The organism is Microbispora oryzae (assembly GCF_017896165.1).
GTDB classification, from domain to species: domain Bacteria; phylum Actinomycetota; class Actinomycetes; order Streptosporangiales; family Streptosporangiaceae; genus Microbispora; species Microbispora oryzae.
Map to the genome: position 1 here is coordinate 34,354 of NZ_JAFCNB010000023.1, position 11,413 is coordinate 45,766.

Below are 11,413 nucleotides of genomic sequence, written 5' to 3' on the forward strand. Positions count from 1 at the left end.
CGGGTCGTCGTCAGAAGACTTTTGAAATGCAGTGGAAAGCTGACTGGAAACGCCTCTCCGGCACTACACATCGGACGACCGGCGACGTAGTATCCACGCTATGAAGCAGGCCGATCCGACACCGGAAAAGGGAAGATCGCTCGTTTCCTGGGGAGCGCCGGCGAAAACTGAACTGGCGCTCGTGTGTATTCCGTGGGCCGGTGCCGGAGCCGCTCCTTTTCGCTTGTGGAGTCCGGTGCTCGGCGACGTGTCCACCGTTTACGGTGTGCGACTGGCGGGGCGCGAGAGCCGCCGGACGGAACCGCCGGCGGACACGGTCGCCGAGGTTGTCGGCGACATCGCCGGCGAGCTGGTCGATCTGGGCGTACGGCGCGTGGCGCTGTTCGGCCAGTGCTTCGGAGCGGTGCTGGCGTTCGAGCTGGCGAAGGCCCTGGCCAGATCCGGTCATGACATCGAGGTGGCCCACCTTCTCGTCGCGTCGCAGCTGCCGCCCCCCTGCTTCGCCGAGGCCGATCCCGAAGCGGAGCACGACCTCATGCAGTACGTGCCGGAGAATTTCCGGGAGGAACCCGACTTCGTCGAGTTGCTGCTTCCCGTCATCGCCGCGGACATCGGCCTGGTGTCGCGCTACGTCTACGAGCCCGGGGTCTTTCTCGCGGTGCCGCTCACCGTCGTGTACGGCGCACATGACAGTCAACTGAGCAGGGCCCAGGTCGATGCCTGGCGCCGGGAGACGACGGGGCCGACGAACTTCCGCGAGATCGCCGAGGGTGATCACCTGTTCGGGGGTGAGGCGTGGCTGCGGCTCGCGGAGACGGTCCGTGCCGCGTTGACGTGCCGGACCGCATCCGGGGTCTGACCTATTCATCGTCGAGGAACGCCGCGAGCTGCGCGACGGTCGGGTGGGAGAAGACGTCCACGATCCTGAGTCGGGGCCAGCGCCGGCGGAGAACGCGAACCACGCCGAGGATCATCTCCGATGTCGCTCCGAGGTCGAAGAAGCCGGCGTCCGGGTCGACCTCCGCGACGCCGAGGGCATCCGCCCAGACGGCTTGAAGGATCTCGGCCGGGGTGCCGTCGAGGTCAAGACCGTCCTCCGGGACGCGTGTCCGATCAGTCATCCAGTGCCTCCCGCAAGGTCGTGCCGACGGCATGCAGGTGCGCGACATCGGTGGGGTCGAGGACGGCCAGGATGAATCCATCCACCCCTGACTCGCGGTACTTCCGCACCTGACGCCGCACCTGGTCCCTGGTGCCGCAGAGGGCGAAGCCACGAGCGGCACTCGGTGTCAGATCCAGGAGTGTTCCGAGCCGATCCAGCGCCTCATGGAGCTCCCACTCGGAATCTGTGATGATCACATGGCCCAGCCACGTCTTCGTGATCTCGCTGCTGTCGCGGCCCGCGGCCACGCATGCCCGTTCCAGAACGTCGATCTTGTGTCGTACGGTCGCCGGCCCGCCGAAGAAGTTGCAGGCGTCGCCGAGCCTGGCGATCATCGGAATCAGCACCCGCTCACCGCCACCCCCGATAAGGATGGGCGGCCCGTCGGGATTGATGGGTCCAGGCATGTTGAGTGGCTCGTCGATGCTGTGGTAGCTCCCGGAGAACCGCGGCGCGTACTCAGTGAACATCGCCCGGCAGATCTGTACCGCCTCGGCGAGCTCAGCCAGGCGCTCCTTCGCGGACGGGAAGTCAAGCCCGTACGCGCGGTGCTCCTCCTCGTGCCAACCGGCACCGATGCCGAGGATGGCCCGGCCACCGCTGATGATGTCGATCGTGGTGACCATCTTGGCCAGGACGGCTGGATTCCGGAATCCGCAGGCGGAGACGAGCACCCCGAGACGTGCGACGGAGGTGACGGCCGCGAGGGCGGCGAGGGTGGTGTACGCCTCCAGGATGGGCTCGTCCCGGCCCCCCACCGACGCGATCTGGTGGAGGTGATCCATGGTCCACAGGCTGTCGAAGCCGGCGGCCTCGGCCGCCAGTGCGGAGTCCGCGACGCGCTGGAAAATCTTGTCGTCCGTGACGCCTGCGAACGAGTAGCCACTGAACTGGAGGCCGATGCGGGTGATCGGTTGGCGGGCCATCCGAGACCTAACGGCTGGTCAGGGCGCTGACATCGGCAGGCGTGGCGACGTCGACGAGGCCGAGTTCGAGCAGCCGCTCGCAGAACCGGTACGTCGGCTGCCGGATCTGTTCGAGCGGCAGACCCGACGCCTCGGCGACACCGTCGAGCAGTTGACCGACACTGCGGCGACCATCCATCAGCAGCCACGCCAGACGAGCGTCGCTGTCGAGGACGTAGCGGCCCGTCACGGTTTCCAGCAGGATGCCGCCGGCGGCACGGTCGCTGAGTTCGGCGACCGTCTTGGCGAGGCGGGCCGTCACGTCCAGCCCGCGGATGAGAATCGTGTTGTCGTTGATGGTGGTCATGAACCTGTCTCCTTGCAGGCCGAGGCCTCCTCGACGAAAGCCGCTGTGGCAGCGACTGTGGGTGCTACGTACGGCAGGTCGACCGGCAGTTCGAGCCCGAGCCCCTCGCGGAGGCGGGCTGTGACCTCCACCGCGTATATGGAGTCGCCGCCGAGGTCATCCGAGAAGTGCGCGTCCACCGGGATGTGGTCGACGCCGAGAACCTCGCGCCACACCTGCTCGACGTAGTCGACGATGTTCACACCGTTCCGGCGCGTTGATCCGCCCGGGGAGCTGCCGGCGGCGCCAGAGGATCGCACGGGACGGTCAAGCCAGAAACGGCGCCGGGTGAACGGATAGGAGGGCAGCGAGACACGCCGTCGCGGCTCTTCGGCGTAGTAGGCCGCCCAGTCGATCCCCGATCCCGCCTGCCACGCCGTGGCCAGCACTTCGTCCAGGTCGAACGACGGGCCGATCACCACTTGACCGGGGCTGTGCCGGGCGTCTCGAGCCTCGGCGGCGCCGGTGCAGGCGTCCAGGGCCGCGGTCAACGACGCGGTGTCGGCGCCCGTGGCGAGCCACTGTGCGATCGGCCGCGCCCACGCCTGCGCGTCCACTCGGGAGAAGGTCAGCCCCAGACGCCGCAGGATCCGGCCGATGACAGCCGCCACGAGCGCGCCTGCTCGTTCCGCGGGTAGGTCGCTCAGCTCCGCCGATCCGGTGAGTTCGACGATGCCCGACCGCACCATCGGCTCGGACGCCTGGAGCCGCTTCCCCAGCTCCGCCAGGTCAGCGGGCGCCCCGGCGATCGCCAGCGACCAGCGGGCAGTGGACCTGGCCGTCTCATCGGGTGCTCGTAATTTCGCGATCGCGTCGGCACTGCCGCTCACCACCGCCGACCACCGTCTGACGAAACGGCCGCGCCCGACGGCGAGCGTGTAGGCGATGTCGGCGAGTTCGGCGGAGTCGGCCGGCGTCACGGTCGCGAGCCGTTCGGCGAGCCGCTCGCGCATCCGATGCAGCTCGTCGTCGGTACGCGCGGACAGCGTCAGCACGGCACGGGGTCTCATCGTCGCCACGGCCGGCTCGGCGAGCGCCCTTTCGAGAACGACGTGGGCGTTGGACCCGCCCAGCCCGAAAGAGCTCACACCGGCGACACGCGGACCGTCCGTCCGCCATGGCCGGGTCTCGGTGGTCACGACGAAGGGCGTCGAGTCCATGTCGAGTTCGGGATTGGGAGCGGAGAAGTGCGCCGTCCCCGGTAGCGTGCCGCTCTCGACGGCCAAGATCGCCTTGATCAGCCCGGCTACGCCCGACGCCGCATCGGCGTGGCCGATGTTCGCCTTGACCGCGCCGAGGGTGACGGACCCGGGCGGCCGGCCATCGCCGGCGAAGACTCTGCGGAGCGCCTCGAACTCGACGGTGTCCCCGATGGCGGTACCGGTGCCGTGAGCTTCGACGTAGCCGACCTGGCCGGGAGTGAGACCGGCCCGGGCGAGCGCGGCTCGGATCACCGTCTCCTGACCGTCCACATTGGGCGCGGCGAATCCCACGCGCGCTCCACCGTCGTTGTTGACGGCCCAGCCACGGATCACGGCCCGGCGGTTGTCGCCGTCGGCCTGCGCGTCATCGTCACGTCTGAGGACCACGATTCCGGCGCCCGAGCTGGGCACGGTCCCCAATGACCCGGCGTCGAAGGGACGGCAGCACCCATCGGCGGACAGGATTCCGCCCTCGTGATAGGTGTAGCCGTCGACGTCCGGCGGCAGCAGACTCACACCGCCGGCCAGCGCGATGTCGCAGTCCCCCGCTGCCAGTGACGAGCATGCCAGCGCGACCGCGCTGAGGGACGTGGCACATCCGGTCTGCACGGTGATCACGGGTCCGGTGAGTCCCAGTTTGAACGCGAGCCGTGGCGCGAGAAAGTCCTTCTCGTTCGCCAGGGTGACCCGGACATCGTCATGGTGCCCGGCGTCGGCCTCGGCGGGAGCCAGGAAGTCGCGGTAGTACAGGTTCTCTCCGCACCCGACGAACACACCGACCACGGCGTCGCGCTCGCCCGAGTAGCCGGCGTCGTCCAGAGCCTCGGCCGCGACCTCCAGAAGGACCCGCTGTTGCGGATCCAGGATGACGGCCTCCGCCGGCGGCACCCGGAAGTGGTCGGCGTCGAACCGATCGACGTCGCCGACCTTCCCCACCGCGCTCACGAAGCCGCCGTCGCTCACACCGCCGGGCGCAGGCCGCTCACCGGTCCGGCTGACCGATTCGACGCCGTCGAGAAGGTTCCTCCAGTACTGCGCTATGTCGTCCGCCCCAGCGAAGCGACCGGCCATGCCGATCACCGCGACAGGGCGGCTACGAGGTGGCTCATTCCTCATCGGACCGCCCCCTGCCCCGTCAGCAGCCGGCGCTCGATGATCAGCGGTTCGAGCGCCGCGGTCAGCTTCTCGACGACCGCGCCGGGCAGCGTCCCGGGATGCCACCCGCGGACCCAGAACGGATGGCAGGCGTCCTCGTCCCAGTAGATGTTGGCGTTGAAGTCCGCCAGCGAGGTGCAGACGACGCGGGCGACCGGATACCAGGTCTCGTAGTCGACGTCGAACCGCTCGGCCACCTCGGGCGCCCGCAGCCGGATCTTGTCGTGATCGCCGAGGCCGTGGTGCGGTATCGGCAGGTCCAGGGCACGGATGGTGCCGCAGCCGATGTTGACCGGAAGCGGGAAGCTCCGAACCTCAAGGGCGCCGTCGCGCAGTCGCAGGAACGCCCGATCGTTGGAGAGGAACGAGCTGCCGGCCCGGACGTTGCGGAACAACTCAGTCGACTTGCCCGCGCCCGAGCTGCCCACCGCCAGAGTGGCACGCCCGTCGTCGAGCCACGCCGCGCAGTGCACCTGGACCGCGCCGTTCGCCCTGCTGCGGCAGAGCAGCCAGTCCTCGATCACGTCACTCAGCAGCATCTGCGGGAGGCGGTCGGCGACGATAGTGGCGGAATCACCTGCCACGACGAGCAGCGCGTCGTCCTCCGCGTAGACGTCGCAGCCGGACCCCTCACTGACGATGGTGATGTCGCGCTGTTGTTCGGCGCCGTCGAAGGGTGTTCCGTCGAGGAAGTATTTCCCGGCCGGCGAGCCGCCTCGGTGACGTGACCGGCGCTCGCCCGCCCCGGCTGCGCTCCCGTGCTGCCGGTGCACTGTCAGCTGCGGTTCCCGGCCGTCGGCGATGACGTCGATGCTGCCGCCGAACGTGTCGAACACCTCGGCCAGCTCCTCATCCGCGAAGCCGGTGAGCTTGATCGCCTGACCCCAGATGCGCAGCGCCGCCTCACTCATGACCGTTCCCCTCCGTCTCCAGGGCGTCCAGCACTCGGCGCAGGACGTCTTGGTGATGTTCGATCTGACCGATGTGAATGAACTCGTTCGGCTGATGGTTGCGGTTGTCCGGCTCCGCACCCGGAACGACGACGAGACGGTCGACCTTCAGCGGCCCGAGCTGCCCAAGCCGGTTGGAGAACGGTGCGAGACCACCGGTGACCAGCCCCGGTACCGAGATCGCCCGAGCTCCCGCTACGGGGGCCATCGACTGACGCGAGGTGTGTGGCCACGCCTCCAGCAGGGCATCCACCGCGGGCTCCTCGTCCGGGCCGTAGCGGATGTCGAACCGGACGTCGATTTCCTGCACCGCCAGCGAGCGCTCGGTGTGCGGCGCCGTGATCCCGGTCAGGGTGAACCGCGGGCAGCCGGCGACCGCGACGAGCAACGCCCGCAGCAGGTCGGCCGCGTCACCACCCGGCCGGGCCGGATGGTGTGTCGCGCGCCCGGTCCGCAGGTGGAAAACCCCGTCGGCCTGACCGCTGTAGCCGGCGTAGAGGTCGGCGTCGCCGCGTGCGCCGTCGCAGATCAGGAGTGTGGCCGGGAGGTGCCGGGCGACGAAGGCCGCCGCGCCGGGCGCCCCGTCGGTCTCCTCACTCGTGTCGATCAGGACGAAGTGCCGGGCCGGGTCCGCCACCGACAGCGCGTTGAGCAACTGGAACTTGGAGTCCGAGACGCCGAGCCCGTACAACATCCCGTCCCGCTCGGTCAGGGTCAGCGGCTCGGTGTTCCAGGCCGTACGAGAACCGATCGGCTTGGTGTCGAGGTGGCCGTAGAGCCAGACCGGCGCAGCGGGGTCGCCGAAGGCGAACAGACGGTCACCGACCGGCCGGCAGCCGTACCGGCTCAGTTCCGCGGCGCAGCGCTCGAGCTGCTCGTCGTCGATCGGGCTCACCGTGTCCAGGGCGACCAGCCGGGAAAGGGAGTCCAGGTAGTCGATCACAGCAACTCCTCCAGCCGCAGCCGCGCCTCCAGGGGCGCCGGCATGACGGCGATCGCGGGTTGCTGCCGAACGCCCTCCTGGTACGCCTCGTTGCGGGCCTGGAAGCAGTAGTGCCACTGCGCGTCCACGGCGTCGTACTCGTGTCCCGCGAATCGGAAACCCGGCATCCGCGCCATCCGCCGGTGTCCGACCGAGCCGGTCAGCACCTCGGCGAAGTCGTCGGGGGGCAACGCGTCGAGAACCGCCGGCTTCGGGTCCGCGGAGACGTACCTCGTCCGCCGCAGCACCTCGTCGCGCATGATCGAGTCGACTCGGGGCTCGGCCACCTCGATGGGGGCATCGGTGAAGACCACGGCACTGCCGCGCTCACCGAGCCGGACCACATCCGAGCGGTAGCCGATCTTGAAGGCCACCGGGCGAAGCCCGAGCTCGAGCTTGAGCATCTGACTCGTCGTGTCCTCGCAGGTGCAACTGACGTAGCAGGACACGCCTTTTCCACGTATGTAGTCGTAGCGGACCCGTTCCAGCCGGCGGCCGAGCCCGGTGCCGCGGCTGCCCATATCCACCAAGAGGTTGGCGAGACGGTAGAGCTTGCCCGCCTGGCTGGCCGAGGCGTAGCCGCAGACCCGGCCATGCGCCGTAGCGACGAACTTGACCCGGTCGGTCGAGGCGACCTCGGCCAGGTAGTGGTACCGGTGGTACGACACCCGGAAGAGTTCCTGGACAGCGGCCAGCGTGCCTGGCGGCAAGTCAGTTCCCGGCTCGTATACGTTCACGTTCATCGCGCCAGCGCAGCGGTGAGTTGGTCGAACGAGGTGACGTCCCGGCCGTAGTGGATGGCGGTGAAGCCGATCTCCCGCGCGGCTGCCACGTTCGCCGCCCGGTCGTCCACGAACCACACGCCGTCGGCGGCGATGCCGAGGCGGCGCAGCATTTCGTGGTAGATGGCCGGTTGCGGCTTGCGGACGCCGATGTCGGCGCTGATCACCCAGTCACGGATGGACTCGGTGAGGCCGAAACGCCGCCGCAGAAGCTCGGACCACCGGGACACATCGTTGCTCAGGCACGCCACCCGCACCCCGGCCGTGTCGGCCGCCTTCAGCAACTCGTGGACCCCGGGCGTCAACGTGTGCCGGGCGCAGTACTCCTCGTCGTCCGCGGAACCGGCGACGCCGGTCGCCTCCCAGAACCCGGCCGAGGTCAGCTCGCCCAGGCTGGCTCTCCGGTAGGCCTCCTCGATGTCGGCCGTGTCCAGCGCGCACCCGTGTTCGCGGAGATAGGGGACCAGCAACTCGCCGACATCGTCAGCCGACTCGTACAGCACACCCATGGCGTCCAGGACCACGGCTGTGGGTTCAGGCATACCGATCCTGTTCGAAGAACATCCCGTACTTCATGCCCAGCGCGGAGAGCTGAGCCGTCACCGAGGGCGAGTAGAAGGAGACACTCAGCTCGTCGCCGAAGAAGTAGCCCAGCTCGGTCGGGCGTACCGCGGCCTCCGTCACCTCGAACAGCCCGTGCTGTTCGGCATGACGAATGGTGGGACCGAAGACATCGAGCGGGTCGGCACCGAACTTGGCCGCGAACCCGGCGCGGGAAACGCCCGTGCTGGTGTGCACTCCCAGCACGAAGGTCTTGCGCATCAACTCCTCCTGGCCCAGCGTCTGGCCCATCCAGGTCGGATGCAGGCCTTGGCGGACCTGTGCGCCCCATTCTCCGAGCGACTTCGTGTTCCAGTAGAAAGTCGAGTTGAGAAAGCCGTACGAGCCGCAGCCCGCGCTGAGCAACTGCGTCTGGTCCACGCCCCGCTTGAGCTCGGTCTGCTGCTGCATCTTCTCCCGCGCCTTGGCGTACTTGTGACTCTGCACCCGTACATAGTCCGCGTCGCCCATCATCAGACCGTGAGCGAGCTGCATCCGCAGCCCATCGTCGTACGACGGGTAGAGATCCTGCTCGAGTTTCGAGATCCGCTTCATCGGGTGCCGCCGCAGCCGGTACACACTGACCGACTCCAGATCCCACGCGATGATCTGTTTCAGCGTCTCCACCCACGAGGCGAGCGACTGCCCGGGAAGCGCGTAGATCAGGTCGACATTGATGTTGTCGAATCCGGCCTTACGCATGTTCTCGATGCCGCGAAGCGTCATGTCCGCACCGTGCCGGCGCGCCATGATCTTCAGCACCCGGTCGTCCAGGCTCTCCACGCCGAGGTTCACACGGTTGACGCCGTTGTCCCGAAGGATCAGCAGCTTGTCGAGGTTCGCATGGATCGTCTCGGGCGCGCACTCGAAGGTGACTTCCAAGCGGTCCGACACCTTCAGAGACCGCAGATACCCCATGATCCGCTTGATCTGCCGCTCCTCCAGGATGGAGGGCGTCCCGCCGCCGAAATGGACTGTTCCGATCGTCGCATCCGGGTTGTATCGCTGCAGCTTGGCGTCGATCTCCCGAATCAGGAGCTCGATGTACTCGTCCTTGTCGACCGGCGCGTTGTCGTTGTCGACGACCTTCGCGAAATAACAGTAGGAACAGATCCCACTGCAGTACGGGATGTGCAGATACATGTTCAGCACGTCCGCCGGAGGTTCCAGGTCGGACCGCGCGAACATCGCGTCGTGCGGCAACTCCTCCAGTACGCGCACCGGCGGATAGCTGTAGATGAAGCAGTAGTCGCCGTGCTTGTCGAAACCGGCCGCCGAGAGCCTGTCCCAGTCGATGCCCCGGTACGCCGCCTCGACCGCATCGCCCACGGCCTCGTCGAGCACAATCCGTGCGTTGTCCTCATGGACGCGCCGACGCAGGTCCTTCGCCGCAATGTACATGTCGAGTCCCTCAGTCCGTGCAGATCGACAACGAATAGTTGCGCTGACGTTTCAGAGCGATTTCCTTCCATTCCGACTTGACCTCGTACCCGCCGATGAGCGCTTTGTAGGTGTCCGTCGGAGCCGGCACCCAGAACAGCGGGTAGGCCTCTTTGAGGAATTTGAGCGCCGCAGGCACGGCGTCGTAACGGCTGATGGTGTCGAGCAGGAAGAAGGGATCGGTGCCGGCGAAACCGATGCCGAGGTCGCTGCACGCCCGGGAGATCCGCTCGACCCGCTCCACCACGAGGTCCGCGTCGGGCACCGTGCCGTCCGAGTTCTGGTACTGCCACCAGCCGGAGTCGAAGGTGGTCAATTGGATCCCGAACTCCTCGGGAGCGCGGGCGATGGGAGTGTCCGGTGGGAGGTAGAAGGGGTTGATTCGGACGGAGTGGATCGTGTCGACGTTGGCCGCGAGAAAGTCGATGGTCCGCTCGATGTCGTCGGCGATCTCGCCCGGGAAACCCACCAGGAAATTGACGTGGTTCCAGATGTCCTCCGCCGCCGCGTTGCGCAGCGTGGCCGACATCGTCGGTACGTCATAGTCCTTGCGCATCAGGTCGAGCAGCCGCTGGGACCCGGACTCGACGCCGTACCGGGCGAGGCGCCCACCGTTCCGGCGGATGCGTCCGAAGTCATCCGCTTCCAGCCGGTCCGCGCGTACGTACGTGAACCAGTTGGTGGACCCTCCCCCGCCGCGGGCCTCGAGCTCGTCAAGGAATCGCAGCAGGTATTTGCGTGACGGGTTCAGCTCGTTCGTCATGAAGTTGAGCTGGTCCACCTCGGCCTTCACCAGGCCGGCGAACGAGTCGATGGCCACCTGGGGCGGGGTCAGAACCGCCCGGCTACCGGTCGCGACCCGGCAGAAGGCACACCGGAAGTTGCATTGCTTGTCCCAGACGTACAGATGGGCGCGTCTCGCCGGTGTCGGGTTCTTGTACGTCGCGACACCGAAGTTCTCGTACTGCTCCCACGGCACCCAGTCGTACACCGGCTGCGGGGGCAGTGACTTGGCCACCTTCCGCGGGCCCGTGACAATGGCGCCGCCCGGCGTGGCGCTCGTGGTGTAGCTGTTCGGGATCGTCTCCGGCGCGGCTCTCTCGGCGAAGGCGGTAACCGATTCCCAGCCGTCGCCTACGGTGACCGTGACCGAGCCGAAGGGGGCGAGTGCGTGGATTACCTCGGAGGCCGACCGTTCGGTCCAGAACTGGCCGCCGAAGATGACCCGCATGCCCTGGGCCAGGGCCAGCCGGGCCAGCAGCAGCGCGGAGGCGCTCTGCTCGAAGCCCATGACCGAGATGCCGAGGACCTCCCCGCCGCTCGCCCCTCCGATAATCCGCCAGAGCTGATCCCCATACCCGCGAACGGGCTCGGACAGGTCCGGTGAGAGCACGTCCGCGGTCGACAACACGCCGTCGTACAGCAGCACTTTCTCGCCTTGCCGGCGAAGGTCGGCGAGCTGCATCTCGAGGTCGAAGACCTCCGCCTCATGGCCGGATAATCGGAGATTCGACGCCAGCAGTGAGACCCCCACCGGCGGGTACGGAATGATGCGCTTGGCGGATGGGGCAAAGACAAGCTTCAACGCGGTCCCCCGACGATCGGCCTATCGCTACATTACAACTCTGATTACCGCAGGAAGTTTCGCTACAGCAAACTCGCGCCTATTGCAATAGCGATCGCCTCGGCCCAAGGAGAGCACACTTCAGGCCCGGGAAGGCACCGCCCGTGATTCATCTTGCGGTCAACTGTTATTACGTTGATATTCATACAGATATCACCTGATGTCGCGGCTGTCACCCCGGGCCCGAAGGTGTTCTCACATCGTG

Annotated in this window: 11 protein-coding genes; 1 reads left to right on the forward strand and 10 read right to left on the reverse strand. The window is 67.4% G+C overall.

Annotation, left to right across the window (positions count from 1 at the left end):
• The first annotated feature begins 100 nt into the window (after positions 1-100).
• Positions 101-859 (forward strand): thioesterase II family protein, encoded by a 759-nt coding sequence (locus JOL79_RS28800; protein WP_210159052.1) that lies wholly within the window; start codon positions 101-103, stop codon positions 857-859.
• 1 nt (position 860) lies between these two features.
• On the opposite strand, the gene JOL79_RS28805 is transcribed toward JOL79_RS28800, so the two are convergent.
• The 10 genes from JOL79_RS28805 to JOL79_RS28850 are packed head-to-tail and all read right to left on the reverse strand — an operon-like array spanning position 861 to position 11,169.
• Positions 861-1,121, reverse strand: coding sequence for an acyl carrier protein (locus tag JOL79_RS28805; RefSeq protein ID WP_210159053.1), 261 nt, complete (start codon positions 1,119-1,121; stop codon positions 861-863).
• On the reverse strand, positions 1,114-2,088 hold the full coding sequence (locus JOL79_RS28810) for a TIGR03560 family F420-dependent LLM class oxidoreductase (RefSeq protein WP_210159054.1): 975 nt from the start codon (positions 2,086-2,088) through the stop codon (positions 1,114-1,116). Before JOL79_RS28810 ends, JOL79_RS28805 begins: the two co-directional genes overlap by 8 nt.
• 7 nt (positions 2,089-2,095) lie before the next feature.
• On the reverse strand, positions 2,096-2,434 hold the full coding sequence (locus JOL79_RS28815) for a PqqD family protein (protein WP_210159055.1): 339 nt from the start codon (positions 2,432-2,434) through the stop codon (positions 2,096-2,098).
• Complete coding sequence (locus JOL79_RS28820) at positions 2,431-4,791, reverse strand: type I polyketide synthase (protein ID WP_269143953.1); 2,361 nt, start codon at positions 4,789-4,791, stop codon at positions 2,431-2,433. Before JOL79_RS28820 ends, JOL79_RS28815 begins: the two co-directional genes overlap by 4 nt.
• Positions 4,788-5,741 (reverse strand): hypothetical protein, encoded by a 954-nt coding sequence (locus JOL79_RS28825; protein ID WP_210159057.1) that lies wholly within the window; start codon positions 5,739-5,741, stop codon positions 4,788-4,790. The genes JOL79_RS28820 and JOL79_RS28825 overlap by 4 nt, the downstream gene beginning before the upstream one ends.
• The gene (locus JOL79_RS28830; RefSeq protein ID WP_210159058.1) at positions 5,734-6,723 is read right to left on the reverse strand and encodes a M20/M25/M40 family metallo-hydrolase; all 990 of its coding nucleotides are present in this window, start codon (positions 6,721-6,723) and stop codon (positions 5,734-5,736) included. Before JOL79_RS28830 ends, JOL79_RS28825 begins: the two co-directional genes overlap by 8 nt.
• Positions 6,720-7,505, reverse strand: coding sequence for a GNAT family N-acetyltransferase (locus tag JOL79_RS28835; RefSeq protein WP_210159059.1), 786 nt, complete (start codon positions 7,503-7,505; stop codon positions 6,720-6,722). Before JOL79_RS28835 ends, JOL79_RS28830 begins: the two co-directional genes overlap by 4 nt.
• Positions 7,502-8,086, reverse strand: coding sequence for an HAD-IA family hydrolase (locus JOL79_RS28840; protein WP_210159060.1), 585 nt, complete (start codon positions 8,084-8,086; stop codon positions 7,502-7,504). The genes JOL79_RS28835 and JOL79_RS28840 overlap by 4 nt, the downstream gene beginning before the upstream one ends.
• Positions 8,079-9,545, reverse strand: coding sequence for a coproporphyrinogen-III oxidase family protein (locus JOL79_RS28845; protein WP_210159061.1), 1,467 nt, complete (start codon positions 9,543-9,545; stop codon positions 8,079-8,081). Before JOL79_RS28845 ends, JOL79_RS28840 begins: the two co-directional genes overlap by 8 nt.
• Before the next feature lie 10 nt (positions 9,546-9,555).
• Complete coding sequence (locus tag JOL79_RS28850) at positions 9,556-11,169, reverse strand: B12-binding domain-containing radical SAM protein (RefSeq protein WP_210159062.1); 1,614 nt, start codon at positions 11,167-11,169, stop codon at positions 9,556-9,558.
• Positions 11,170-11,413: the final 244 nt, after the last annotated feature.

Coding starts and splice junctions, on each gene's coding strand:
- JOL79_RS28835 (WP_210159059.1), bottom strand. CDS start 7,505: ATGAACGTGAACGTATACGAGCCGGGAACTGACTTGCCGCCAGGCACG.
- JOL79_RS28840 (WP_210159060.1), bottom strand. CDS start 8,086: ATGCCTGAACCCACAGCCGTGGTCCTGGACGCCATGGGTGTGCTGTAC.
- JOL79_RS28810 (WP_210159054.1), bottom strand. CDS start 2,088: ATGGCCCGCCAACCGATCACCCGCATCGGCCTCCAGTTCAGTGGCTAC.
- JOL79_RS28820 (WP_269143953.1), bottom strand. CDS start 4,791: ATGAGGAATGAGCCACCTCGTAGCCGCCCTGTCGCGGTGATCGGCATG.
- JOL79_RS28800 (WP_210159052.1), top strand. CDS start 101: ATGAAGCAGGCCGATCCGACACCGGAAAAGGGAAGATCGCTCGTTTCC.
- JOL79_RS28805 (WP_210159053.1), bottom strand. CDS start 1,121: ATGACTGATCGGACACGCGTCCCGGAGGACGGTCTTGACCTCGACGGC.
- JOL79_RS28815 (WP_210159055.1), bottom strand. CDS start 2,434: ATGACCACCATCAACGACAACACGATTCTCATCCGCGGGCTGGACGTG.
- JOL79_RS28845 (WP_210159061.1), bottom strand. CDS start 9,545: ATGTACATTGCGGCGAAGGACCTGCGTCGGCGCGTCCATGAGGACAAC.
- JOL79_RS28825 (WP_210159057.1), bottom strand. CDS start 5,741: ATGAGTGAGGCGGCGCTGCGCATCTGGGGTCAGGCGATCAAGCTCACC.